Consider the following 24,822-nt stretch of genomic DNA (forward strand, 5'->3'; position numbering starts at 1 on the left):
CGCCCGGATCACGTCGACCCGGGCCTGACTCATCTTTGCACTTGCCCAACCTGCGATGGTGGGCGCCGCGGCGGCGTCACGCCAGATGCACATGCTTGTCACACGAGCGAAACACACTGCGGGCTTTCGGCGTGGCGATCGACACAGTGAGCGTGCTCGTCGTTCGATACAGCGGGCGTGCTTACAGGTCTGTCGCGGCGAGCAACTAGGCTGGACCGGCAATGTTCACGTCCTCTTCCGAAAGGGGCCCCGCGGTGCCTGCCATCTCCCGTGACGAGGTCGCGCACCTCGCGCGGCTGTCCAGACTCGCCCTGTCCGATGCCGAACTCGACGAGTTCGCCGGTCAGTTGGATTCGATTCTCAACCACGTCAAGGTGGTCACCGAGGTTGCGGCCGACGACGTCCCGCCCATGGCGAATCCCAATGCCGTCACCAACGTGACGCGCCCCGACGTGATCGTGCCCGGGTTGACCCCCGAGCAGGCATTGTCCGGAGCACCCGCAGTCGAACAGGATCGCTTTGCGGTTCCGCAGATCCTTGGAGAGGGCGAATGACCGATCTGACCACGCTGGACGCCGCTGAGCTTGCCGGCAAGATCCACTCGCGTGAGGTGTCCTCCGTAGAGGTCACGCAGGCGCATCTCGACCGCATCGCGGCCGTCGACACCGAGTACCACGCCTTCCTGCACGTTGCAGGCGAACAGGCTCTCGAAGCCGCCGCAGCAGTGGACAACTCGCTCGCAGGCGGAAACGAACCAGCTTCGGCACTCGCCGGCGTTCCGATCGCGTTGAAGGACATCTTCACCACGACGGACATGCCGACCACCTGTGCGTCGAAAATTCTCGAAGGCTGGGTCGCGCCGTACGACGCGACTCTGACCTCCAAGCTGCGCGCTGCCGGCATCCCGATCCTCGGCAAGACGAACCTCGACGAGTTCGCGATGGGCTCTTCGACCGAGAACTCGGCCTTCGGCCCGACGCGTAACCCGTGGGACGTCACCCGCATCCCCGGTGGCTCGGGCGGCGGTAGCGCAGCGGCGCTCGCGTCCCGTCAGGCCCCGCTGGCCATCGGCACTGACACCGGCGGTTCGATCCGTCAGCCCGCTGCGGTCACCGCGACGGTCGGAACCAAGCCGACGTACGGAACTGTCTCACGCTTCGGACTCGTCGCGTGCGCGTCCTCGCTCGATCAGGGCGGTCCCTGTGGCCGCACCGTGCTCGACACCGCTCTGCTGCACGAGGTCATCGCCGGGCACGATCCGCGTGACTCCACGTCCATCGACGCCCCCGTGCGTCCGGTGGTCGCTGCGGCACGTGAAGGTGCAGCCGGCGACCTGCGCGGCGTCAAAGTCGGTGTGGTCAAGGAACTTCACTCCGACAGCTACCAGCCCGGCGTCATCGCTTCCTTCGACGCTGCTGTCGAGCAACTCAAGGCTTTGGGCGCCGAAGTTGTCGAGGTTTCGTGCCCGAGCTTCGAGCATGCGCTCGCGTCGTACTACCTGGTGCTGCCCAGTGAGGTCTCGTCCAACCTGGCTCGCTTCGACGCCATGCGCTACGGACTGCGTGTCGACGACGGCAACATGAGTGCCGACCAGGTCATGGCGGCAACCCGCGCTGCCGGTTTCGGTCCGGAGGTCAAGCGCCGCATCATGATCGGCACCTACGCACTGTCCTCGGGCTACTACGACGCCTACTACGGTTCGGCGCTCAAGGTTCGTACGCTCATCGCGCGCGATTTCGACAAGGCCTACGAGAAGGTGGACGTACTGGTCTCGCCGACCAGCCCGTTCACGCCGTGGAAGTTGGGGGAGAAGGTCGGCGATCCGTTGGCCATGTACCTCTCGGACCTGTGCACGTTGCCGACCAACCTGGCCGGACACTGCGCGATGTCGGTGCCCTCGGGCCTGTCCGCGGACGACAACCTGCCGGTGGGCTTGCAGATCATGGCGCCCGCCATGGCTGACGAGCGCCTCTACCGTGTCGGTGCGGCCTACGAAGCAGCTCGCGGCCCGATCGCGACTGCAGTCTGACCTGTTTGCTGTGCGCCTTTATCAACCCCCCGCGGTTAATAAAGGCGCACAGCAGTTTCAGGAGCAAGTTCTCAGGGCCGTCCCCTGATCGGTTCCGTAGCGATGGCCGTGACCGGCGGGGACACCGAGCGAACCGAGCATGTCGACGGTGGTCTGCAAGAACGTGACACCCGGGATCCACTGCGGGATCGGTGCATCTTGCACGGCACGGCTCAGATCCGGCTTCTGCGTCGCGAGGGCGGGGGACCACCACACCACCGGGTCGGACGTGTTCGCTAGGACGGTTGCGCCGTCCGTCCGTGTCGCGCCGGCCGGGGGACCTGCCCACAACACGTCGCACGGGACGATGGGACTGCCCTCGGACAGTGCGGCGCTGCCGCCGACGGCGCCGAGGCTCTGTCCGTAGAGGAACAGGTCCGGTCGATCCTCGGCGGGCATGGCGGCAATGTGGCTGCCGACGGCGGTGAACAGAGCGGTTGCCGATTCTTCGGCGTCGTCGCGGCTGAACAGGAATGTCGCCCAACTGGGTGCGTCGGAGTATTGCTGCCCGACTATTGCGACGTCGCCGCCGAACCGTTGCTCGATACCGTCGACTGCATGCGTGTCGATCCACCCCGATCCGGTCGGAACGGCCACTACGACGCTGTTGCGGGCAAAGCCGCCGACGCGATCGAGTTCGCTCACCGCGAGAGCGGCACGTGATGCAGTGTCGGGTGCCGAATCCAAACCGGCGTAGACACGCACCGAGTCTTCGCCTGCTGCGACGAATTTGCGTCCCTCCGCCCCCATCGACGTCCACGAGATGAGAGATTCGGGGCTGCCTGACACAGAGGCCGAAAGTGGCTGTGTCAGAGCAGTGTCGATGTACGCGTTGGACTTGTCGAACGAATCGGCGAGGCCGTTCCACACGACGGGACCGACTACCAACTGCACCCCGAGAACACCCATGACCAGTGCGCCGACGCTCCGCGCGAAACCCATCCACCGCAGCGCCTTCGAAATTCCGATCCCGAGGCCCCAGAGACCAAGTGCGGTCAGTGCTGCAATGCAACCCGCCTCCGCCCAGTGGAGAAGTCCGGCAGACGGTGCGCCCATCGCCGCTCGCAACGAGTTCTGCCAACCGGCGGCGGCGAACATCGCAACTGCGGTGCCGGCAGTCGACAACCCGAACGCGGTGATGCGCCAATGACGTTCGTCGAATCGGGCCTTGACCCGGTCGGGGACGAGCCGACGGGCTACCGCGGAGAACGCCCACATCGCCAGTAGTCCGGCCGCGACGAGCAGACCGCTGAACACCCCTTGTAGTACGGCTGATCGCGGCAGGAGTCCGGGAGCCAGCGAGATGGCGGACATCGCTGCCACGGCGACGCTCGTGGACACGCGGGGGAGTGCGAGCGCCCCGACTCGGGCGAGGACGGGGGTCCGTGACGCATTCAGAACGCTCATGCTGCAATCGCTTTCGGGGAGTAGGAGAACTCGTTCGACGGGTCGAGGCGCCGCGATCGCATCAGGGTGAAGCCGAAGGCGGAGACTGCCAGAACACCGGCCGTGCCGTAACCGAATCCCGATTCCGCGACCGGCGTCAGATAGCTTTGGCGCCAGGAGTTTCCGTTCACAGCCGTGACGGCTACATCGGCCATCGCGAAGCAATACCCTCGTGAGAGAAAGGACGTGCGGTCTTCACACGCGGCATGCATTCGCTGGTCGAGCTGACCGTCGAGGACCTGACGTGCCCACGGCCCCAGTTCCGTTCCGTGCGAATGCGCGTAGCGGAGTAGGTCGTAGCCGAGATCGTGCGCTTTGCAGGCCGAGTCGAATTCGTCGGGAAGTGGGACCGGCGACGAGCAGTCGCCGTGGGGATTGGCGAGGTATCCGTCGACGACGGCGGGGGTGTAACCGGCGAATGCCGCAAAGTCCGCCGGGATGGTGGTCGCAGCGTCAGCGGCATCCGCAGTAGTCACGGTGGCGATGGCCCTGGATGCGTTCGAATTCTCGGTGCGCGGCGACTGGGCTCCGCTCGCTCCGGCGGTGACCGTGATCGCTGCCGTTGCAGCCAGCGCCAGGGCCGCCCAGGTGCCGGCGCTTCGAGAGATGTCTTTCACCCGTGTGATCCGCATGCCGTTCACGCTATGAACGGACAATCCTGGCGGTCATCGCTCTGTGGAGGGGTTCTCCGACGCGCATTCGGGTGAGAATTCCCTCCCCTGTGATACCTCGGAGGTAGGGGGATCTCACTCTGCAGTATGAGGACTTTCGGGGTTCGCCTTCATAGGCTTGACGAGTGATCAAGGTCCGTAGGAAGAACAAGGGTGCACCGGATGTGCCCGCGCCGACATACGCCACCGCCGGGTCGATGCTGTCCGGCCTCGACGGGGCGGTCGTTCATTCGGAGAAAGTGCGTCGGGCAACCAGTTTCGTGGCCCGCGGTCAGTTCTGGAACATCGTCATCGTAGCGATCACCCTGATCCTCTATTCGATTGCCTGGCCGACACTGCAACTGACGCATCATGTTTCGCCGCCGATCATGCCCTTCGTCGCCGCGTTGGCTGCATTTCCGTTCGTCCTGATCCGGATCAACGCTCCGTTGGGGTGGGCGGTGTCGGCGGTCTCGGCGTTGATCATCCCGTTGGTGTTCGACAACACTCCCGGTTACGACTACCCGTGGCAGGTCGTCCACATCATCGTGCTGATGTCGTTGCTGGCCGCAGTGAGTCTGCGGGCGCCCATTCAGGTTGTCGGTGTCGCCTGGATCGCCACGGTGCTGCTCTTTCTCGGCAACGCCCCGGGAAGCGACGGCGCCGGTTGGGCTGTCGGGCTGAGTGCCCTGGTCGTCTTCTGCCTGTTGATCCGCTGGTTGGTCCTCTCGCGCCGCCAGTTGGCCAAGCAGGAGGAAGTCAGCGAACTCGAACGCACTCGACGCACGATCCTCGAGGAGAAGGCGCGGATCGCGCGCGACTTGCACGACATCGTGGCCCACCACATGTCGATGGTGGTCGTGCAAGCTCAGAGTGCGCCGTACAGACTCGATGCAGTCACTCCGGAGATCCGAACCGAATTCGAATCGATAAGTGAGACAGGGCGAGCAGCGCTCAACGAGATTCGTGGTCTCCTCGGAGTACTGCGCAGCGACGGGGACCACATGGTGACAGCTCCGCAACCGGGCGTCGACCAGTTGGACGAACTGTTGCTCGGCAGTACCCGTGCCGGTTTGCCGGTATCGTGGCGAGTCGACGGCGATCGAGCGTCGGTCTCGGAATCCACGGGCCTTGCGCTCTACCGGATCATTCAGGAGTCGATCACCAACGCGGCCAGGCATTCGCCAGGCGGACCCATTGAGGTCGCCGTGGCCTTCGGTCCGCAATCGGTGAGCGCGCTCGTGAACAACGGACCTTCGCCATTGGGTGGCAATCAGCACTCGGCGTCGGAAACCACTGGTGGCAACGGAATCCGCGGAATGCGTGAGCGGGCTTCGGCGGTGGGCGGCATGCTGTTGGCAAACCGGCGCGAGGACGGAGGGTTCGAGGTCCGGGCCGAGTTGCCGTCGGTGCCCGCCTAGGCTGTCCGAGTGCCCATCACAGTATTCATCGCAGACGACCAGGCGATGGTTCGACAAGGGTTCGGAGCCCTACTCTCCGCCCAGCCCGACATCAGCGTGATCGGCGATGCGCCGGACGGCAAGATCGCCGTCGCCGAGGTCGCGCGATTGCGTCCGGATGTGGTCTTGATGGATGTTCGCATGCCCGAGATGAACGGACTCGACGCTGCCCGCCAGATTCTGTCCGCCGGATGGGAACCGCCGGTGCGAGTCCTCATGCTCACCACTTTCGACATCGACGACTACGTCTACGAGGCCCTGAGCGTCGGAGCGAGCGGTTTCATGCTCAAGGACGCACCGGCTGAGGAGCTGATTCGGGCGGTACGCGTCGTTGCCGAAGGGCAGGCTTTGCTGGCGCCGACGGTGACTCGGCGTCTGATTGCCGATGTGACCAGCCGGCGGGCGGCCCCGCGCGCACGGCCCGAAGCGCTGGACGCCCTGACCCCGCGTGAGCGCGAGGTCCTCGAACTGATCGCCCGCGGATTGTCCAACGTCGAGATCGCCGAGCGGCTGTTCGTCGCCGAGCAGACCGTCAAGACCCATGTCGGAAAGGTGCTGTCGAAGCTCGATCTGCGCGATCGCGCCCAGGCAGTCGTGTTGGCGTACGAAAGCGGGCTCGTCACGCCGGGTTAGGGGTCCCGTGCGGCGCGGCGTTGCGGCTCGGCAACGCCGCTATCCTGCGGCAATACCGTGACTGGGGGAAGATGGACACCAAGATCCACAATCCGGTCACGAGAGGTGCTGCACTATGCGAATCGGAATCCTCACGGGCGGCGGCGACTGCCCGGGCTTGAACGCGGTCATCCGCGCCGTCGTACGTACGTCGGCCGGTCGTTACGGCAGTACCGTGGTCGGATTCCGGGACGGCTGGCGAGGATTGCTCGAGGACCGCAAGGTCCCGCTCGACTCCGATGACCGCATCAACCGCATCCTCACCCGCGGCGGCACGATCCTCGGCACCGCTCGCGTGAACCCCGACAAACTCCGTGCGGGCCTCGATCAGATCAAGCAGACTCTCGACGACAACGGGATCGACGTCCTGATCCCAATCGGCGGCGAAGGCACTCTCACCGCGGCCAGTTGGCTTTCCGAGAGCGGCGTACCCGTGATCGGTGTGCCCAAGACGATCGACAACGACATCGACTGCACGGACGTGACTTTCGGTTTCGACACCGCCTTGGCTGTCGCCACCGACGCCATTGACAGGCTCCACACCACGGCCGAATCGCACCAGCGCGTCATGCTCGTCGAGGTCATGGGCCGGCATGCGGGCTGGATCGCGCTGCAGGCCGGACTGGCGTCGGGGGCACACCTGACTCTGGTTCCGGAACAGCCGTTCGACGTCGACGAGGTGTGCGCGATGGTCAAGAAGCGCTTCCAGCGTGGCGACTCCCACTTCATCTGCGTCGTGGCTGAAGGTGCGATGCCCGATCCCGCGTCGATGACCCTGCGCGAAGGTGGCATAGACGAGTTCGGCCACAAGATCTTCACCGGTGTCGCGCAGCAGCTCGGAAACGAGATCGAGCGCCGCATCGGCAAGGAAGTTCGCACCACCGTCCTCGGGCACATTCAGCGCGGTGGCACCCCGACGCCGCACGACCGCATCCTCGCCACTCGCTTCGGCGTTCATGCCACCGACGCAGCTCACCGCGGAGATTTCGGTCAGATGGTCGCGTTGCACGGAACGTCCATCGACCTCGTTCCGCTCGCCGAGGCGACCCGCAAACTCAAGACGGTGCCCAAGGAGCGCTACGAGGAGGCAGCCGCATTCTTCGGCTGAGCCGCAGACGCATAAACTGATCACCATGACTGCTGTCGATGCGCCCGACATCCTCGATTACGACGAAGTACTGACCAAGTACGAGCCTGTGATGGGTATGGAGGTGCACGTAGAACTCGGCACCGCGACCAAGATGTTCTGCCCGTGCCCCACCGAGTTCGGTGCCGAACCCAATACCCAGGTGTGCCCGGTCTGTCTGGGCATGCCCGGTTCGTTGCCGGTGGTGAACGCAGCCGCTGTCGAGTCCGCGATCCGGATCGGCCTTGCGCTCAACTGCTCCATCACGCCGTGGGGCCGATTCGCACGCAAGAACTACTTCTACCCGGATCAGCCGAAGAACTACCAGATCTCCCAGTACGACGAGCCGATCGCAACCGAGGGTTACCTCGACGTGATCCTCGACGACGGCACGACGTGGCGCGTCGAGATCGAGCGCGCCCACATGGAGGAGGACACCGGTAAGTCCCTCCACGTGGGTGGCGCTACCGGTCGTATCCACGGTGCCAGCCATTCGCTGCTCGACTACAACCGTGCGGGCGTTCCCTTGGTGGAGATCGTCACCAAGACCATCCACGGTGCCGGTGAGCGCGCCCCCGAGGTTGCTCGCGCGTACGTCACGGCGCTTCGTGATCTGCTGAAGTCCCTCGACGTCTCTGACGTCCGCATGGATCAGGGATCGATGCGCTGCGACGCCAACATCTCCCTCATGCCGATCGGTTCCACCGAACTGGGGACCCGCACCGAGACCAAGAACGTCAACTCCCTCAAGAGCGTCGAGGTCGCAGTTCGCTACGAAATGCGCCGTCAGGCAGCAGTTCTCGACGCCGGCGGTGAGGTCATCCAGGAGACCCGCCATTTCCAGGAAGGCGACGGCACCACCGCAGCGGGACGCCGGAAGGAAACGGCCGAGGACTACCGCTACTTCCCGGAACCGGATCTCGAGCCCGTCGCTCCGAGCGCCGAGTGGGTCGAAGAACTGCGCGGTACCTTGCCGGAGCTTCCCTGGATTCGCCGTGCGCGGATCCAGAAGGACTGGGGAATCTCCGACGAGGTCATGCGCGACCTCGTCAACGCCGGTGCCATCGATCTGGTGATCGCGACCACCGAGGCCGGTGCTTCGCCCGAGGCAGCGCGCTCCTGGTGGCTGTCCTACCTGTCACAGCAGGCGAACACCCGTGGCGTCGAACTCGGCGCTCTGCCGATCACCCCGGCGCAGGTTGCCCAGGTCGTAGCTCTCATCGACAGCGGCAAGCTCAACAACAAAGTGGCTCGCCAGGTCGTCGATCACGTCCTCGACGGCGAGGGTGACCCGGAGCAGGTTGTCGCGGCCCACCCGGAGTTGGTCGTCGAACGTGACGAAACCAAGCTCAAGGCAGCCGTCGACGAAGCGCTCGCAGCGAACCCCGACATCGCGGACAAGATTCGCAGTGGCAAGGTGCAGGCCGCCGGAAAGATCGTCGGCGACGTCATGAAGGCCACTCGTGGACAGGCAGACGCGGCTCGTGTGAAGGAACTTGTCATCGAGGCGTGCAGCTAGCGCACACTGAATTTCTGACACTGATGCCCGGCCGAATCGAATTCGGCCGGGCATCAGTGTTTTTCGCTGTCGTTTTGCCGCTGTCGGTCTACAGACCAGGGACCACAACCGCGCGGCCGCTGAGCGTTCCGGCGGCCAGTCGTCGATACGCTTCGGCGCCGTTGTCGAGACTGAAGGTCTCCACCGCGATGTCGAAGATGCCGGCGTGCGCCAGGTCGATCAATTCGATCAGCTCGTTGCGGGCACCCCAGTACGGAACTGTCACCGAAGCCTCGTAAGGACTTTGGAAGAACCCGACTTTGGCATGGGCCTGCCCGTCGCCGATCCCGACGATCGTGACGTCCGATCCGACGCCGGCGACAGCCATCGCGGTGTCGATGGTGGGCTGATAGCCGACGAAGTCGAGAACCAGTGCGGCGCCCTGACTTCCGGTGATCCTGCGGACGTTCTCGGCCGCGTCCTTGTCGGACAGAACCACTTCGTGAGCGCCTACCTTGGTTGCCAGTTCGAGCTTGTCCGCGCTCACGTCGAGTGCGATGACGGTTGCTGCCGAGAGGTGGCGGAGGAGTTGGATGGCGACATGGCCGAGACCGCCGGTACCGATGACGACGGCGTACGAGCCACCGCGAAGTTTCGGCAGTGAACGCTTGATCGCGTGATACGGAGTCAGACCGGCGTCGGTCAGCGGCACCGTCTTGACCGGATCGAGGTCGCCGATCGGGACGAGGTGGCGAGGTGAATCGACGATCATGAATTCGGCCAACGCGCCGGGTGCACCGAGACCAGGAGGATTGATGCCGAGTTCTTTTGCTCGAGAACAGTAGTTTTCGAGTCCTTGCGAGCAGTGCCAACAGCTGCCACAGCCCCAGGGTCCGTAGACGACGACATTGGTTCCGATGTCGAGCCCTTCGACGCCCTCGCCGACGGCGGCGACCCGGCCGGCGCCCTCGTGGCCGAGCGTGAGAGGAAGGCCGTAGGTGTACTGCTCCTCGGGCAGGCTCATGATGAAGTCGTCCGAGTGGCAGACGCCGGCAGCGGTGACTTCCAGGAGCACTTCACCTGGACCGGGCTCGGGTTTGGGAATCTCCGTGAGTTCGGGTTCTGCGCCGATTCTCGTGTACTGGATTGCCTTCATACCGACTCCTTTGTCGTGGTTGGGCCAACCGGTCCTGGCAAATGCGTGGTGTTTAGCCCCGCTAACAAAAGAGTACGCATCTGTGCATGTTCGGTCACGGGATCCGTGACCGAACAGACATGGCGGCTCAGTCGATCCCGCCGCTGCCACTCGGCATCGGGATCTTGACCACCTTGTCGTCGTTCGGACCCGGCTCGCCCGCGGTTTTGTTTATCGTGCTCGCCCACATCAAACCGTCGGATCCGAGTGCCAAACCGCCCAGCTGGCCGTACGTGTCTTTCGCCACTGCCGACGGCGCGGTCGTGACGGCACCTGTTCCTGGATCTGCGGCCAGCGCCGAGATCGCTTTGCCGGCCCCCAGCGCGACAGCTACCACTCCCTGCGCCGCGATGCACCCGCCGACTCCGGGTCGGTCGGGCCACGTCCACGCGGGGGATGTCACCGTGCCGTCGGCGCCGACGCGTTGGAGGCGATCCTCGAGAGTGGTTCGGTCCGTGACCCACGTCGCGATTCCCGGATCGACGCACACGCCGCCGCCGTTTCCGATTCCGGACAGAACAACTTCCGGGCGAGGCGGCGCAGCGTTGGGTGTCAGCGATCGGACCCGCAAGAGTTTCCCCGCCAACGAGGCGGGATCCTGAGCAACCGCGGGGTTTCCGGTATCGCCTGTCAGAACCATGAGCTGGTCCGGGGCCGCGAACTCCAGTGACCCGCCGTTGCCGCTCGCGCCGCGCGGGATTCCACCGAGTACTTCCTTGGCGGTGTCACCCGGAGCGATGCGGACCACCCGGTTGTCCGTTCCGGTGGTGACGTAGGCATAGATCAGGTTGTCTTCGACAAACGTGGGGGAGAGTGCGATGTCGAGCAGGCCGCCGTCACCGCTGCCGTCGACGTCGATCTTGGCTACCTCGACCGGTGTCGTGTTGGGAGCTACCTGCATGATCCGGCCGGTCCGCCGTTCGGCAACCAGACCGGAGTTCCCGTCCGGGAGTGTGACGAGCCCACCCGTGGTGTCGAGACAGGTTGCGATCACGGCGGTGTCGGCATCCTGACACGGTCCGAGGGGGCCGGTCCGCGGCGCCGGCGGCGTGGTCGACGGCGGCGGGTTCTCCGGCTGCACTTCCGCGCTGGCCTGGTTGGTCGGTTCGGGTGTGAACGGCGAGGCAGTCGATTCGTCGAAGTCGGCGCAACCTGCGAGCAACGATGTCCCGAGCACCAGCGCCAGTGCGCCCAGCGCTGCATGCCTACCCGTAGTCATGCCCAAGACGTTACGTAATGCACGGCAGATGCCGCCACGCCGGACCAAGGTTCCCCGTCGAGTTCGTGAATCGGTCATAGGCTCACCTACGTGACTGACGAGCGAAAAGATCCCAGCGAGTTGTCGGATGCGGACAAGCCGACGGGCAATGTGTCCAGTCCGTATGATTCGCCCACCGAACAATTTCCGACGGTGAGCGCCAAGAATCCGTTGCCGCGGACCGACGACGATCTCGATTTCGGTTCCACGAACGCCAACTCCCTGACCGAACAGATACCGACATACCGAGCACCTGGCGCGGATCAGCCGACCGTGGCTCTCGAGCGTGAGACGGCGTACGACGCTCCGATCGCCGCCGTTCCCACCGCCGAAGCCGTGGCAGGTACAACTGAGTCTCCGCGGGGCCGAGGCACTCTCGACCTCGGGTTGCTTGCACTGCGATTGGCCGTCGGTGGAACTGCGTTGGTGCACGGTCTGCAGAAGTTGACCGGTATCTGGAACGGGCCGGGGCTGAACGGGTTCGAGTCGATGCTGGCGGACGCCGGGTTCCAGCAGGCGAAGTGGATGGCGATACTCGGCGCCGTCGGTGAAGTCGCAGGTGGCGCCCTCCTGATCCTCGGGTTGCTGACTCCCGTTGCGGCAGCGTCGGTTCTGGCGGTGATGATCAATGCGTGGGCGCTGCGTCAGGCGAGCGCACCCGGCCTGGAGTACTTCGCCCCGGCCGGGACCGAGTACGAGATGCTGCTCGGAATCTGTGCGGGCGTCATCATTTTGACGGGACCAGGTCGTATTGCGCTCGACGGTCGTCGTGGCTGGGCAACTCGTCCGTTTATCGGATCGCTCGTGGTTTTGATCCTCGGTATCGCTGCCGGCGTCTGCACCTGGATCTTCCTGAACGGTGCCAATCCGCTCATCTGAAACTCGCGCCGTCGAACCAACGAACCGCCGCTCTCCGAATCGGAGAGCGGCGGTTCGTTTGTGAAGGATCAGTCCTTGACGAGTACCGGGTCGGCGTTCGCGGACGGGATGGCCGTTCCGTCCTTGAGCTTGCGACCGAGGACCGACTTGCGGTGACCGTAGGCGAAGTACACGAGCACACCGATGGCCATCCAGACGAGGAACCGGATCCAGGTCTCGACCGAGAGGTTGAGCATCAGCCAACCGCAGGCGAGCACGGCGACGATCGGAACGAACGGCACCAGCGGGACGCGGAATCCGCGCGGCAGGTCGGGGCGGGTGCGGCGAAGGACGATGACACCGACACAAACCAGGACGAAGGCGAACAGCGTTCCGATGTTGACCATCTCTTCGAGCGTGCCCATGGGGAAGAACGCTGCCAGGACGGCAACGATGCCACCGACGATCAACGTGATGCGCATCGGGATGCCCTTGGCGTTGGTCTTGGCCAGGCTGCGCGGCATGAGGCCGTCACGGGACATGGCGAAGAGGACGCGGGTCTGGCCGAGCATCATGACCATGACAACTGTCGTGAGGCCGGCCAGGCCACCGAAGTTGATGGCGGTTTGTGCCCAACCGATTCCGTTGGCCTCGAATGCGGTTGCGAGGGTGGCGCTGGAATCGCCGACCAGCGGACTGCCGTCCTTGAGTTCGGTGTACTTGACCATGCCGGTCAGTACGAGCGTGACGGCAACGTAGAGAACCGTGACGATGGCGAGCGAGCCGAAGATTCCTCGCGGCAACGACTTCTGCGGGTTCTTGGTTTCCTCGGCGGTGGTGGCGACGACGTCGAAACCGATGAAGGCAAAGAACACGAGGCTGGCGGCTGCGAGCAATCCGTAAGCGCCGTAGCTGCTTCCGCCTGCGCCGGTCAGCCAGGAGAACAAGGTCTGATGGATTCCGCTTGCAGAACTCTCGGTTCCTTCGGACGGCGGGATGAAGGGGGAGTAGTTCTCCTTCTTGATGTAGAACGCGCCCACGACGATGACGAGCAGGACTACTGCGATCTTGATCGCGGTGATGATTGCGGAGACTCGCGAGGAAACCTTGGTGCCGATCGCGAGGATCAGCGTGATCGCGCCGATGATGAGCAGAGCGCCCCAGTCGAAGCTGATCGAACCGATGTGGGCGGTGGTGCTTCCGCTGGCCCCGATGACGTTGCCGAGGTACAGCGACCAGCCCTTGCCGACGACGGCGGACGCGAGAGCGAACTCGAGAATGAGGTCCCAGCCGATGATCCAGGCGGCGAACTCCCCGAACGTGGCGTAGGAGAACGTGTATGCGCTGCCTGCGACGGGGACGGTGGAGGCGAACTCCGCGTAACACAGCGCGGCGAGGCCACAGGCGATGGCAGCGAGAACGAATGCCAGTGAAATGGAGGGTCCTGCGACATTGCCTGCGGTTCGAGCAGTCAGCGTGAAGATGCCTGCGCCGATGACGACGGCGACTCCGAATACCGTGAGGTCCTTCGCGGTCAGTTCCTTCTTGAGCTTTGTCTCAGGCTCGTCGGTGTCCGCGATCGATTGCTCGACGGATTTGGTGCGCCATATGCCGACTCCGGGCATGTATTGCTCCTTGGTTGTTTCCCGTCGACCTTGTGGGTGACGGGCGGTGGCTGACTGTCGTCGTTGTGATGTGCGTCTCAGCGACCTGATGAGGGAACCACTGGTGAGCGCCGTGTGCAAGTCGGCTCGCTCGAACTGACCGAAATGATCACCTGACTGAAAGTCATCCCCCCTCATGTATCTGAATTGATCAGCTGGTGTCTGAAACCCTACGTCCAAGTGAATTCGCTCACGAGCCGGACGCGCGATTCGGTCTGAAATGTCTGATAGCTCATATCGTTCCGTTGGTGCTCCGCGTGTCGCCCGACTATTCGGTACCTGTCGGTCGGTCTTGCTGTCGATGAGTTGCACTGTCGCTGTACCAGCACGTCCCATTTCACCCGTATCGGGGCGACAGGCGAGAGGACCACCGCGTACCTGGATCCGGTCGAGCGTCCATCACGCGTCGTGGCAGAGTGTGTCGGCGACGGGATGATCGGATTGGGTTGTGGTTCAAGCTCATACAACACCGGAGGAAGTACGGCGTGTTCGGACGCAGTCGGTCCCGCGTTCTTCTCCAAAGTGACATGAACCCGACTCTGTCGACCCTCTGCCGTGGCCCGTTGGCGAGCATTCTCGTGGAGCTGAGTTGGTTGCCGCACGTCCGACTGCCCGAAAACCTTGTGTGACTGTCACATCGGCTACGCGCGTCTCGAGCCGCACGCACGCTTACAGAAAAGATCCCCGGCCGAAAGGCGGCCGGGGATCTTTTTCGATTCGTGGCAGAACTTACGGAACGTAGCGAACCGCGCCCTTGTCGGCGGACGTTGCCAGAGCGGCGTAGGCGCGCAGTGCTGTCGTCACGGTGCGCTGACGATCGACCGGCTGCCACGGGCGCTCCGAGGCCTCCATCTTCACGCGTCGCTCGGCGAGGACGTCGTCGTCGACCAGGATCTCGAGCGTGCGCGAGGCGACGTCGATGCGAACCTGATCGCCGTTCTGGACGAGACCGATGATTCCGCCTGCGGCAGCCTCGGGGGAGATGTGACCGATGGACAGCCCGGAGGTTCCGCCCGAGAAACGACCGTCGGTGATCAGCGCGCATTCCTTACCGAGGCCTGCGCCCTTGAGGAAGGCAGTGGGGTGCAGCATTTCCTGCATGCCGGGGCCACCCTTGGGGCCTTCGTAGCGCACGACGAGAACGTCGCCGGCCTTGATCTTCTTCTGCAAGATGACCGAGACGGCTTCTTCTTGGGATTCGACGACGAGCGCCGGGCCCTGGAAGGAAAACAGTTCCTCGTCGATGCCGGCCGTCTTGAGGATTGCGCCGTCGAGTGCGATGTTGCCGCGCAGGACAACCAAGCCGCCTTCGACGGTGTAGGCGTTCTCGACGTCGCGGATACAGCCGCCGGCCGCATCGGTGTCGAGGGCAGACCAACGGTTGTCCGTGGAGAACGGTTCGATGGTGCGCACGCCGCCGGGAGCCGCGTGGAAGAGTTCGATTGCCTCGTCGGTTGCCTTGCCGGAGCGGATGTCCCAGTCGTCGAGCCACTGGTCGAAGCTCTTGGTGTGCACGGTGGACACGTCGGTTTCGAGGAGTCCGCCGCGGCGAAGCTCACCGAGCAGGGCGGGGATTCCGCCGGCGCGGTGGACGTCTTCCATGTGGTAGTCCGAGTTGGGAGAGACCTTGGACAGGCACGGAACCTTTCGGCTGATCGCGTCGATGGTGTCGAGGTCGAAGTCGACCTCGCCTTCCTGCGCCGCAGCCAGCGTGTGCAAGACGGTGTTGGTGGAACCGCCCATGGCGACGTCGAGAGCCATCGCGTTGCGGAACGCTGCCGGGGTCGCGATGTTGCGTGGCAGCACCGACTCGTCGCCGTCGCGGTAGTACTTGAGGGCCGCCTCGACCACGGTGGTGCCCGCACGAGAGAAGAGTGCGTGACGAGCCTTGTGAGTTGCCAGCGTGGAGCCGTTGCCCGGCAATGCGAGGCCGAGGGCCTCGGTCAGGCAGTTCATGGAATTGGCGGTGAACATTCCGGAGCAGGACCCGCATGTCGGGCACGCGCTGCGCTCGACCTCGTCGAGGCCTTCGTCGGACACGGCATCGTTGGCAGAGGCGGAGATCGCGGTGATGAGGTCGGTGGGGGCTTGGGCCACGCCGCCGACGACCACTGCCTTACCGGCCTCCATCGGACCGCCGGAGACGAAGACGGTCGGGATGTTGAGACGCATTGCAGCGTTGAGCATGCCGGGAGTGATCTTGTCGCAGTTGGAGATACACACCAGTGCGTCGGCTGTGTGGGCGTTTGCCATGTACTCGACCGAGTCGGCGATGATCTCGCGGCTCGGGAGCGAGTAGAGCATTCCGCCGTGGCCCATTGCGATGCCGTCGTCGACTGCGATGGTGTGGAACTCACGAGCGACGCCGCCGGCCGCACTGATGGCCTCGGCAACGATCTCGCCCACGTTCTTGAGATGCACGTGGCCGGGTACGAACTGGGTGTACGAGTTCGCTACGGCGACGATCGGCTTTCCGAAGTCGGAATCCGTCATTCCTGTGGCGCGCCACAGGGATCGGGCTCCGGCAGCATTACGTCCGATGGTGGTGGTGCGTGACCTCAACGGGGGCATGGGCGTGTTCCTTATGTGATCGTTGCTGGTCCACTCAAATAGAAGCGAGGGCCTTTCAACGCTACTCGCGTGCTACGGGCGCTTCTCTTCGGGCTGGTCCTGTGTGTTCTCGACGAGCTCGGATTCTGCTTCTGCTTCTGCAGCTGCTTCTTCCTCTTCGGCTTCCTTGGCGGCGAAGGCTTCTGCGGCGGATGCGTAGGGATCGGTGATGCGGCCGCCGCTGGCGATCGCGATCTCGGGAAGCCTGACGAAGCTGACCGCAGGCAGGGTCACCTCGGTTCCGTCGGTGAGTTCCGCGCGCGCCCAACTCCGCTTCGGGAAGCGGAAACCCTTGACGTCGTCCCAGGCGAGGGTGCGCTTGGAGAACGTCGAGCGGACCTCGAGGCCGTCAGGGCTGACGGTGGTGCGCAGTCGCGCGACGAGATAGACGGCGATGATCGGAAGGATCAGCAACCAGCTGAAGGCGACGGGCCACCCGAAGATCGGGAAGCTGACCGCGAACAGAAGGAACGCGCACGCCATGTAAGCGAGCTGCGAAATGCGGATGACGTGCCGAAGTGGTTTCGGCGTGTGGGATGATTGAGCCGGTGGCACGGGCTGCTGCGAAGTTGACACCTCTACATCTTCGCATTGCAGCCGATGTATCTCAGATTCTGGGACGGTCGACTCACCAAGTTTGCCGTTCGCGACTAGCGCCTCTACTGTCGAGTGCGTGAAACAGAATGAGTTGCTCGTAATCGGCCGGCGCGTCGTCGCCTGAGTCGATTTTTCAACTCACCAGATAACGACGCGCCACCCTCGCTCAGCAGATGCTGACGGGGGTTTTTTGTTGCCCGGAGCCAGAATCAGAGGATTTCCCAGTGAGCGCACCAACAGCACGGCCTCAACCCACGCCGCGCAAGTCAGGGACACCGAGCCCGACAACCGCGGCTGCCGCAACCCAGACGGCCAACCGTCGCCAGCTCCCGCCTGAGCGGGTAACCGGCGCGCAGTCTGTGGTTCGAGCCCTCGAAGAGCTCGAGGTCGACACGGTATTCGGCATTCCCGGCGGTGCCGTGCTCCCGGTTTACGACCCACTCTTCGATTCGGTCAAGGTCCGCCACGTGCTCGTGCGCCACGAGCAGGGTGCAGGCCACGCTGCCACCGGTTACGCCCAGGCGACCGGCAAGGTCGGCGTCTGCATGGCCACCTCGGGTCCCGGTGCGACCAACCTGGTCACGCCGCTGGCCGACGCGCAGATGGACTCCGTTCCGATCGTCGCGATCACCGGGCAGGTGGCGCGCTCGCTGATCGGTACCGACGGCTTCCAGGAAGCCGACATCTCAGGCATCACGATGCCGGTCACCAAGCACAACTTCCTGATCACCGACGCGATCGACATCCCGCGCATCATGGCCGAGGCCTTCTACCTCGCGGCCAGCGGTCGCCCCGGCGCCGTCCTGGTCGATATCCCCAAGGACATCCTGCAGTCGCAGACCACGTTCTCGTGGCCGCCGGAGATGCGTCTGCCGGGCTACCGCCCGGTCACCAAGCCGCACGGCAAGCAGGTTCGTGAAGCTGCACGTCTGATCGCCGACGCCAAGTCGCCGGTTCTGTACGTCGGTGGCGGCGTCATCAAGTCCGACTCCTCGCCGGAGCTGCTCGAATTGGCCGAGCTGACCGGTATCCCCGTCGTCACCACACTGATGGCCCGCGGCGCGTTCCCGGACAGCCACGACCTCAACTGCGGTATGCCGGGAATGCACGGCACCGTTGCCGCAGTCGCCGCTCTGCAGCGTAGCGATCTACTGATCACCCTCGGTGCGCGTTTCGACGACCGCGTGACCGGTCAGCTGAATTCCTTCGCGCCCGACGCCAAGGTCATCCATGCCGACATCGACCCGGCCGAGATCGGCAAGAACCGCTACGCGGACGTCCCGATCGTGGGCGACTGCAAAGAGGTCATCACCGAACTCATCGAGGCGATCCGTGCCGACATGGCCACGGGCACCACGTTCGACCTCACCGAGTGGTGGGCGTACCTGAACGACATCCGTCGTACGTACCCGCTGAGCTACGACCGTCCCACCGACGGTCAGCTGAGCCCGGAGTACGTGATCCAGACCGTCGGCAAGCTCGCCGGACCGGATGCCATCTACTGCGCCGGCGTCGGTCAGCACCAGATGTGGGCCGCGCAGTTCGTCGGCTACGAGAAGCCGCGCACGTGGCTCAACTCGGGCGGGCTCGGCACCATGGGGTACGCGGTTCCCGCAGCCATGGGCGCCAAGATGGGTATGCCCGACACCGAGGTGTGGGCGATCGACGGCGACGGCTGCTTCCAGATGACCAATCAGGAACTCGCAACCTGCGCACTCGAAGGTATTCCGATCAAGGTTGCCCTCATCAACAACGGCAACCTCGGCATGGTGCGCCAGTGGCAGACACTCTTCTACGAAGAGCGCTACTCCAACACCAACCTCGGAACGCACGGCGCCATCCGCATCCCGGACTTCGTGAAGCTCGCAGAAGCATTGGGCTGCCACGGAATTCGTGTCGAGCGTGAAGAAGATGTCGAAGCTGCGATCCGTGAGGCGCAGTCCATCAACGACAAGCCTGTCGTGATCGACTTCATCGTCACCGCCGACGCACAGGTGTGGCCGATGGTCGCTGCCGGAACGAGCAACGACGAAATCATGGCGGCCCGGGGCATCCGGCCGCTGTTCGACGACGACGAGGCAGTTGCCGAGCCCGCCGTCATCCACGAAGCCATGTCACGCGAGCAAGCCGGACCCGCCGCGGGCACAGGGGAGGATCAGAAGTGAGCACCAGTCACACCCTCAGTGTTCTCGTCGAGGACAAGCCAGGCGTGCTGGCTCGCGTCTCCGCACTTTTCTCCCGCCGCGGATTCAACATCGAATCCCTTGCGGTGGGCGGAACCGAGATCCCCGAGATCTCACGTATGACCATCGTCGTCACGGTCGACGAGTTCCCTCTCGAGCAGGTGACGAAGCAGCTCAACAAGCTGATCAACGTCATCAAGATCGTCGAGCAGGACGGTGAAGCATCCGTCGCTCGCGAGCTCGTGCTCATCAAGGTGCGCGCTGATGCAAGCGTGCGCACGCAGGTCATCGAAACGGTGAACCTGTTCCGCGCCAAGGTGATCGACGTCTCTCCGGAGTCCGTCACCATCGAGGCGACCGGTACTCGGTCCAAGCTGGATGCACTGCTGCGGATGCTTGATCCGTACGGTATCCGGGAGATCGTTCAGTCCGGGGTCGTGGCAGTCGGTCGAGGGCCGAAGTCGATCACGGCCACCCGCTAGTACTTTTAGACACGTAAAAATCCAAGGAGAGGTTGAGAACTGTGGCAGTCGAGATGTTCTACGACGACGATGCCGATCTGTCGATCATTCAGGGCCGCAAGGTTGCTGTGATCGGCTACGGAAGCCAGGGCCACGCCCATTCGCTGAGCCTGCGTGACTCGGGCGTCGATGTGCGCATCGGCCTCAAGGAAGGCTCGAAGTCGCGTGAGAAGGCTGAAGAGCAGGGGCTGACGGTCGGTACGCCGGCAGAGGTTTCCGAGTGGGCCGACGTCATCATGGTGCTCGCACCTGACACCGCGCAGGCGAGCATTTTCACCAATGACATCGAGCCGAACCTCAAGGACGGCGACGCGCTGTTCTTCGGTCACGGCCTGAACATTCACTTCGACCTGATCAAGGCTCCGGAGTTCGTCACCGTCGGCATGGTCGCCCCCAAGGGCCCCGGCCACCTGGTGCGTCGTCAGTTCGTCGACGGCAAGGGCGTTCCCGCGCTCATCGCCATCGACCAGGATCCCAAGGGTGAAGGCCAGGCTCTTGCTCTGTCCTACGCCAAGGGCATCGGCGGAACCCGCGCAGGCGTCATCAAGACCACGTTCAAGGAAGAGACCGAGACGGACCTCTTCGGCGAGCAGGCCGTGCTCTGCGGCGGCACCGAGGAACTGGTCAAGACCGGTTTCGAGGTCATGGTCGAGGCCGGCTACGCACCCGAGATGGCGTACTTCGAGGTTCTGCACGAGCTCAAGCTCATCGTCGACCTCATGTACGAGGGTGGCATCGCCCGCATGAACTACTCGGTGTCCGACACCGCTGAGTTCGGTGGATACCTCTCCGGCCCGCGCGTCATCGACGCCGACACCAAGGAGCGCATGAAGGCGATCCTGGCCGACATCCAGTCCGGCGAGTTCACCCGTCGTCTGGTTGCCAACGTCGAGAACGGCAACACCGAGCTCGAGGGCCTGCGCAAGGCCAACGCCGAGCACCCCATCGAGGTCACCGGCAAGAAGCTGCGCGACCTGATGAGCTGGGTCGATCGTCCGATCACCGAAACCGCGTAATTCGCAGTTTCACGCTCCACGTCTCCACTGGCCTGATGCCGCGCCGGTTCAATTACGTTGAACCAGCGCGGCATTGGGCCGGAGTCGTTTTCCGGGTCGTCTGAGTCCGGATTCATATTCCGTCGAGAATTTGCCCGCGAATGTGTCCACTATGTGGTATTGCCTACCGCGTTGTGGATTCCAAGTGAGCGCGCACTAAACTATCGGTGGTTAAACCACCTTCACACCCACCTAATCAGGGAGTTTGCACGTGAGCCAGCCTGGCCGTCCCGTTGTTCTGATCGCCGACAAGCTCGCGCCGTCCACAGTCGAGGCGCTCGGTGACGGTGTGGAGGTGCGTTGGGTCGACGGACCCGACCGCCCGGCGCTGCTCGCCGCGGTACCCGAGGCCGACGCGATTCTCGTCCGTTCCGCCACTACCGTCGACGCCGAGGTTCTGGCTGCCGGCACCAAGCTGAAGATCATCGGCCGCGCCGGTGTCGGCCTGGACAACGTCGAGATCCCCGCAGCCACTGAGCGCGGCGTGATGGTCGTCAACGCACCGACCTCCAACATTCACTCCGCTGCCGAGCACGCTGTCGCGCTCCTCATGTCGACCGCTCGCCAGATTCCCGCAGCAGACAAGACTCTGCGTGAGAACACCTGGAAGCGAAGCAAGTTCAACGGTGTCGAGATCCTCGGCAAGACTGTCGGCGTTGTCGGACTCGGCCGCATCGGCCAGCTCTTCGCGCAGCGTCTCGCTGCGTTCGAGACCACGATCATCGCGTACGACCCCTACCTGCCCGCAGCGCGCGCAGCGCAGCTCGGCATCGAACTGGTCACCATCGACGAGCTCGTCGAGCGCGCCGACTTCATCTCCGTGCACCTGCCCAAGACCAAGGAAACGGCCGGCCTGATCAACGCCGAGCGCCTCGCCAAGGCCAAGGACGGCGTCATCATCGTCAACGCCGCTCGCGGTGGTCTGATCGACGAAGATGCGCTCTACGACGCACTCGTCTCCGGCAAGGTCCGAGGCGCCGGTCTCGACGTGTTCAGCACCGAGCCGTGCACCGATTCCAAGCTTTTCGAGCTCGACAACGTCGTTGTCACCCCGCACCTCGGAGCATCGACGTCCGAGGCTCAGGACCGCGCAGGTATCGACGTGGCCAAGAGTGTTCTCCTCGCTCTGGCAGGCGAATTCGTTCCCGAGGCTGTCAACGTCTCCGGCGGCCCCGTGGGCGAAGAAGTTGCTCCGTGGCTCGAGCTCGTCCGCAAGCTCGGTCTCCTCGCTGCGACGTTGTCGCCCGAAGCTGTGCAGACCGTGCAGGTTGTTGCCACCGGCGAGCTGTCTGCCGAAACCGTCGACATCCTCGGCCTGGCTGCACTGCGCGGCGTGTTCTCCGCCAGCAGCGATGAGGCTGTCACGTTCGTCAACGCTCCGGCACTGGCCGAGCAGCGCGGCGTGACCGTGTCGGTCGAGAAGCACTCCGAGGCTCTTGCTCACCGCAGCGCGGTCGAGGTGCGTGCAGTTGCCGCCGACGGCACGGTCACGTCGGTCACGGGCGCACTCACCGGTCTGCAGCAGGTCGAGAAGATCGTCAACATCAACGGACGCAGCTTCGACCTGCGCGCCGAGGGCCACAACATCGTCGTTCACTACGGCGATCGCCCGGGCGTTCTCGGTGTCCTCGGCACCGTCCTCGGAAACGCGGGCGTCGACATCCTCGCAGCAGCACTGAGCCAGGATGCCGAAGGCGAAGGCGCAACTGTCATCTTGCGCGTCGATCGCGTCGTCGGTGACGCCGAGGTCGAGGCAATCGTCTCGCAGCTCGACGCTCGCGTCGCCCAGGTCGACCTTTCCTGATTGTTTTTGCTGTGCGCCTTTATCAACCGCCCGCGGTTGATAAAGGCGCACAGTTCTACTGAGATGAGGACTCCATGAAGCTTGCGGTCATTCCGGGTGACGGAATCGGCGTCGAGGTCACTGCCGAGGCGCTCAAGGTGCTCGGCAAGTTGGTTCCGGATCTGGAAACCACCGAATACGATCTCGGTGCCCGTCGCTACAACGCCACCGGCGAGTTGCTCCCGGCGGACGAGCTGGACCAGATTCGTCAGCACGACGCAATTCTGTTGGGCGCCATCGGTGATCCGCGGATCGTCGCACCCGGCATCCTCGAGCGTGGTCTGCTGCTGAACATGCGCTTCCAGCTCGATCATCACGTGAATCTTCGCCCCGCACAGCTGTATCCGGGTGCGCTGTCGCCGTTGGCGGCCCAGCCGGAGATCGACTTCGTCGTGGTTCGTGAAGGCACCGAGGGTCCGTACACCGGAAACGGTGGAGCGATCCGCGTCGGCACCGATCACGAGATCGCAACCGAGGTGTCGATCAATACCTGGTTCGGTGCCGAGCGCGTGGTGCGTTACGCATTTGCCTTGGCGCAGACCCGGTCCAAGCACCTCACCTTGATTCACAAGACCAACGTGCTCTCCAACGCGGGCGCAATCTGGACGCGTGCAATCGAGACCGTCGGTGCCGAGTTCCCGGACGTCGAAACCGCGTACTGCCACATCGACGCGGCCACGATCTACATGGTCACCGACCCGTCGCGCTTCGACGTGATCGTCACGGACAACCTCTTCGGTGACATCATCACCGACCTCGCCGGCGCCGTAACCGGTGGCATCGGTTTGGCCGCAAGCGGAAACATCGATGCCTCGGGTACCAACCCGTCGATGTTCGAGCCCGTTCACGGCAGTGCTCCGGACATCGCCGGCAAGGGAATCGCTGATCCCACCGCCGCGATCCTCTCGGCCGCACTGCTTCTTCGCCATCTCGGACGCGAGGACGACGCCGCTCGGGTCGAGGCTGTGGTCGCTGCCGACCTGGCTACCCGCGGCGAAGGTCCCATCTCCACAACGGAGATCGGCGACCGGATCACTGCAGCGCTGTAAGGAATTCTTTCACGAGACTGACGCGCGTAAGCCTTTCGGCTTGCGCGCGTCAGTCGTTTCCGGCACCCCGATAGACTGGCCGGCATGCGTCTTGGTCGAATTGCCAGTCCCGATGGTGTTGCGTTCGTCAGTATCGAAGGTGAAGAGGATGCCCTCGTCGCCAAGGAAATTGCGGAGCACCCGTTCGGGAACCCCACATTTACCGGCCGAAGTTGGCCGCTCGCCGATGTTCGTCTGCTGGCTCCGATTCTCGCCAGCAAGGTGATCTGCATCGGCAAGAATTATGCAGATCACATCGCGGAGATGGGCGGAGAGGCTCCCGCGGACCCCGTGATCTTCCTCAAGCCGAACACGTCCATAGTTGGCCCGGGTGCCCCGATCGTCTTGCCTCCCACCTCGAACGAGGTGCACTTCGAGGGTGAACTCGCGGTCGTCATCGGTCAACCGTGCAAGGACGTTCCGGCGGCGAAGGCGTTGAGCGTGGTCCTCGGTTACACGATCGCCAACGACGTGTCGGCGCGAGATCATCAGCGTCACGACGGGCAGTGGACGCGCGCGAAGGGCCACGACACTTTCTGCCCACTCGGCCCCTGGATCGAAACCAGTCTGGATGCGTCCGACGTCGATATCAAGACCGAGGTGAACGGCCAGGTCAAGCAGGACAGCAGCACGGCTTTTCTCCTCCACGACATTCCGAAGATCATCGAGTGGATCTCGGCGGTGATGACTCTCTTGCCTGGCGACGTCATCCTCACCGGCACCCCCGCCGGAGTAGGCCCGATCGTCGACGGCGATTCCGTGTCGGTCACGGTCTCGGGGATCGGCACTCTCACGAACCCGGTGACCGCCAAGAGCTGATCCTGACCCGGTTCGTTCAGTCACGCGACTACGGAGGCCCCATCCAACCGGATGGGGCCTCCGTCGTGGTGTGAGGTCGAGAGGTGTCTGTCGCAGAAAAGTTGCAAGATGGTAACTATCGCCAGTGGGGTGATCGGGATTGCCTACCGACTCGAAGAAATCAGGCTCTGGGACTGACCTGCGGGTTTCATGACCCAGGCGAAGCTTCGCT

Annotated in this window: 20 protein-coding genes; 13 read left to right on the top strand and 7 right to left on the bottom strand. The window is 64.0% G+C overall.

Going from position 1 to position 24,822, the window contains the following annotated elements; genetic code table 11:
• The first annotated feature begins 254 nt into the window (after positions 1 to 254).
• Complete coding sequence (gene gatC / locus G9U53_RS02345) at positions 255 to 554, top strand: Asp-tRNA(Asn)/Glu-tRNA(Gln) amidotransferase subunit GatC (RefSeq protein WP_003944747.1); 300 nt, start codon at positions 255 to 257, stop codon at positions 552 to 554.
• Entirely contained in the window at positions 551 to 2,029 is a 1,479-nt protein-coding gene (gene gatA / locus G9U53_RS02350; protein ID WP_007729384.1) for an Asp-tRNA(Asn)/Glu-tRNA(Gln) amidotransferase subunit GatA, read from the top strand. The genes gatC and gatA overlap by 4 nt, the downstream gene beginning before the upstream one ends.
• A 57-nt stretch (positions 2,030 to 2,086) precedes the next feature.
• Here the strand turns inward: gatA and G9U53_RS02355 are convergent, their stop codons facing one another.
• Together G9U53_RS02355 and G9U53_RS02360 are read right to left on the bottom strand one after the other, a co-directional pair.
• Positions 2,087 to 3,475, bottom strand: a complete 1,389-nt coding sequence (locus G9U53_RS02355) for an alpha/beta-hydrolase family protein (RefSeq protein WP_165638287.1) — start codon at positions 3,473 to 3,475, stop codon at positions 2,087 to 2,089.
• Positions 3,472 to 4,146 (bottom strand): membrane protein, encoded by a 675-nt coding sequence (locus G9U53_RS02360; protein WP_039973090.1) that lies wholly within the window; start codon positions 4,144 to 4,146, stop codon positions 3,472 to 3,474. The genes G9U53_RS02355 and G9U53_RS02360 overlap by 4 nt, the downstream gene beginning before the upstream one ends.
• A gap of 164 nt (positions 4,147 to 4,310) precedes the next feature.
• Between G9U53_RS02360 and G9U53_RS02365 the strand changes: the two genes are divergently transcribed.
• The 4 genes from G9U53_RS02365 to gatB all read left to right on the top strand — a co-directional run bounded on the left by G9U53_RS02365 (position 4,311) and on the right by gatB (position 8,941).
• Positions 4,311 to 5,585 carry a histidine kinase gene (locus tag G9U53_RS02365; protein WP_054187771.1) on the top strand — a complete coding sequence of 425 codons (1,275 nt, stop codon included), beginning with the start codon at positions 4,311 to 4,313 and terminating at the stop codon, positions 5,583 to 5,585.
• A gap of 9 nt (positions 5,586 to 5,594) precedes the next feature.
• The gene (locus G9U53_RS02370; protein WP_054187770.1) at positions 5,595 to 6,257 is read left to right on the top strand and encodes a response regulator transcription factor; all 663 of its coding nucleotides are present in this window, start codon (positions 5,595 to 5,597) and stop codon (positions 6,255 to 6,257) included.
• Between the two features lie 115 nt (positions 6,258 to 6,372).
• Positions 6,373 to 7,404, top strand: coding sequence for an ATP-dependent 6-phosphofructokinase (locus tag G9U53_RS02375; RefSeq protein ID WP_019747919.1), 1,032 nt, complete (start codon positions 6,373 to 6,375; stop codon positions 7,402 to 7,404).
• 25 nt (positions 7,405 to 7,429) lie between these two features.
• A complete protein-coding gene (gene gatB / locus G9U53_RS02380) occupies positions 7,430 to 8,941 on the top strand; it encodes an Asp-tRNA(Asn)/Glu-tRNA(Gln) amidotransferase subunit GatB (RefSeq protein ID WP_007729370.1) in 1,512 nt (503 codons plus the stop codon).
• A gap of 88 nt (positions 8,942 to 9,029) precedes the next feature.
• Here gatB and G9U53_RS02385 read toward each other — a convergent pair whose 3' ends face one another.
• Both G9U53_RS02385 and G9U53_RS02390 read right to left on the bottom strand, forming a co-directional pair.
• Positions 9,030 to 10,076 carry an NAD(P)-dependent alcohol dehydrogenase gene (locus tag G9U53_RS02385; protein WP_042447438.1) on the bottom strand — a complete coding sequence of 349 codons (1,047 nt, stop codon included), beginning with the start codon at positions 10,074 to 10,076 and terminating at the stop codon, positions 9,030 to 9,032.
• Between the two features lie 127 nt (positions 10,077 to 10,203).
• The gene (locus G9U53_RS02390; protein ID WP_003944688.1) at positions 10,204 to 11,334 is read right to left on the bottom strand and encodes a PQQ-dependent sugar dehydrogenase; all 1,131 of its coding nucleotides are present in this window, start codon (positions 11,332 to 11,334) and stop codon (positions 10,204 to 10,206) included.
• A 90-nt stretch (positions 11,335 to 11,424) separates the two neighbouring features.
• On the opposite strand from G9U53_RS02390, the gene G9U53_RS02395 reads away from it, so the two are divergent.
• Positions 11,425 to 12,252 carry a DoxX family protein gene (locus G9U53_RS02395; RefSeq protein ID WP_003944742.1) on the top strand — a complete coding sequence of 276 codons (828 nt, stop codon included), beginning with the start codon at positions 11,425 to 11,427 and terminating at the stop codon, positions 12,250 to 12,252.
• A gap of 68 nt (positions 12,253 to 12,320) precedes the next feature.
• On the opposite strand, the gene G9U53_RS02400 is transcribed toward G9U53_RS02395, so the two are convergent.
• The 3 genes from G9U53_RS02400 to G9U53_RS02410 all read right to left on the bottom strand — a co-directional run bounded on the left by G9U53_RS02400 (position 12,321) and on the right by G9U53_RS02410 (position 17,060).
• Entirely contained in the window at positions 12,321 to 13,856 is a 1,536-nt protein-coding gene (locus G9U53_RS02400; RefSeq protein ID WP_003944693.1) for an amino acid permease, read from the bottom strand.
• 768 nt (positions 13,857 to 14,624) lie between these two features.
• Entirely contained in the window at positions 14,625 to 16,466 is a 1,842-nt protein-coding gene (gene ilvD / locus G9U53_RS02405; protein WP_165638288.1) for a dihydroxy-acid dehydratase, read from the bottom strand.
• A gap of 72 nt (positions 16,467 to 16,538) precedes the next feature.
• Positions 16,539 to 17,060: a PH domain-containing protein gene (locus G9U53_RS02410; RefSeq protein WP_039973093.1), complete on the bottom strand. Its 522-nt coding sequence runs from the start codon at positions 17,058 to 17,060 to the stop codon at positions 16,539 to 16,541.
• A gap of 266 nt (positions 17,061 to 17,326) precedes the next feature.
• Here G9U53_RS02410 and G9U53_RS02415 point away from each other — a divergent pair, with 266 nt between their 5' ends.
• The 6 genes from G9U53_RS02415 to G9U53_RS02440 all read left to right on the top strand — a co-directional run bounded on the left by G9U53_RS02415 (position 17,327) and on the right by G9U53_RS02440 (position 24,611).
• Positions 17,327 to 19,267 carry an acetolactate synthase large subunit gene (locus G9U53_RS02415; RefSeq protein WP_030535411.1) on the top strand — a complete coding sequence of 647 codons (1,941 nt, stop codon included), beginning with the start codon at positions 17,327 to 17,329 and terminating at the stop codon, positions 19,265 to 19,267.
• Complete coding sequence (gene ilvN, locus G9U53_RS02420; RefSeq protein WP_003944718.1) at positions 19,264 to 19,767, top strand: acetolactate synthase small subunit; 504 nt, start codon at positions 19,264 to 19,266, stop codon at positions 19,765 to 19,767. Before G9U53_RS02415 ends, ilvN begins: the two co-directional genes overlap by 4 nt.
• Before the next feature lie 53 nt (positions 19,768 to 19,820).
• Complete coding sequence (gene ilvC, locus G9U53_RS02425) at positions 19,821 to 20,822, top strand: ketol-acid reductoisomerase (RefSeq protein WP_030535412.1); 1,002 nt, start codon at positions 19,821 to 19,823, stop codon at positions 20,820 to 20,822.
• 250 nt (positions 20,823 to 21,072) lie between these two features.
• The gene (gene serA, locus G9U53_RS02430; RefSeq protein ID WP_165638289.1) at positions 21,073 to 22,665 is read left to right on the top strand and encodes a phosphoglycerate dehydrogenase; all 1,593 of its coding nucleotides are present in this window, start codon (positions 21,073 to 21,075) and stop codon (positions 22,663 to 22,665) included.
• Between the two features lie 74 nt (positions 22,666 to 22,739).
• On the top strand, positions 22,740 to 23,753 hold the full coding sequence (locus tag G9U53_RS02435; RefSeq protein ID WP_003944691.1) for a 3-isopropylmalate dehydrogenase: 1,014 nt from the start codon (positions 22,740 to 22,742) through the stop codon (positions 23,751 to 23,753).
• A gap of 84 nt (positions 23,754 to 23,837) precedes the next feature.
• Positions 23,838 to 24,611: a fumarylacetoacetate hydrolase family protein gene (locus tag G9U53_RS02440; protein ID WP_003944722.1), complete on the top strand. Its 774-nt coding sequence runs from the start codon at positions 23,838 to 23,840 to the stop codon at positions 24,609 to 24,611.
• Positions 24,612 to 24,822: the final 211 nt, after the last annotated feature.

This window comes from Rhodococcus sp. D-46 (assembly GCF_011290655.1).
In the GTDB taxonomy this organism is placed as follows: Bacteria; Actinomycetota; Actinomycetes; order Mycobacteriales; family Mycobacteriaceae; genus Rhodococcus_F; species Rhodococcus_F qingshengii.

Excerpts from the sequence above, each read along its gene's own strand:
- G9U53_RS02435 (WP_003944691.1), top strand. The coding sequence starts at position 22,740 with ATGAAGCTTGCGGTCATTCCGGGTGACGGAATCGGCGTCGAGGTCACT.
- G9U53_RS02355 (WP_165638287.1), bottom strand. The coding sequence starts at position 3,475 with ATGAGCGTTCTGAATGCGTCACGGACCCCCGTCCTCGCCCGAGTCGGG.
- G9U53_RS02440 (WP_003944722.1), top strand. The coding sequence starts at position 23,838 with ATGCGTCTTGGTCGAATTGCCAGTCCCGATGGTGTTGCGTTCGTCAGT.
- G9U53_RS02400 (WP_003944693.1), bottom strand. The coding sequence starts at position 13,856 with ATGCCCGGAGTCGGCATATGGCGCACCAAATCCGTCGAGCAATCGATC.
- gatB (WP_007729370.1), top strand. The coding sequence starts at position 7,430 with ATGACTGCTGTCGATGCGCCCGACATCCTCGATTACGACGAAGTACTG.
- G9U53_RS02390 (WP_003944688.1), bottom strand. The coding sequence starts at position 11,334 with ATGACTACGGGTAGGCATGCAGCGCTGGGCGCACTGGCGCTGGTGCTC.
- G9U53_RS02360 (WP_039973090.1), bottom strand. The coding sequence starts at position 4,146 with ATGCGGATCACACGGGTGAAAGACATCTCTCGAAGCGCCGGCACCTGG.
- G9U53_RS02375 (WP_019747919.1), top strand. The coding sequence starts at position 6,373 with ATGCGAATCGGAATCCTCACGGGCGGCGGCGACTGCCCGGGCTTGAAC.
- gatA (WP_007729384.1), top strand. The coding sequence starts at position 551 with ATGACCGATCTGACCACGCTGGACGCCGCTGAGCTTGCCGGCAAGATC.
- ilvC (WP_030535412.1), top strand. The coding sequence starts at position 19,821 with ATGTTCTACGACGACGATGCCGATCTGTCGATCATTCAGGGCCGCAAG.
- G9U53_RS02385 (WP_042447438.1), bottom strand. The coding sequence starts at position 10,076 with ATGAAGGCAATCCAGTACACGAGAATCGGCGCAGAACCCGAACTCACG.
- ilvD (WP_165638288.1), bottom strand. The coding sequence starts at position 16,466 with ATGCCCCCGTTGAGGTCACGCACCACCACCATCGGACGTAATGCTGCC.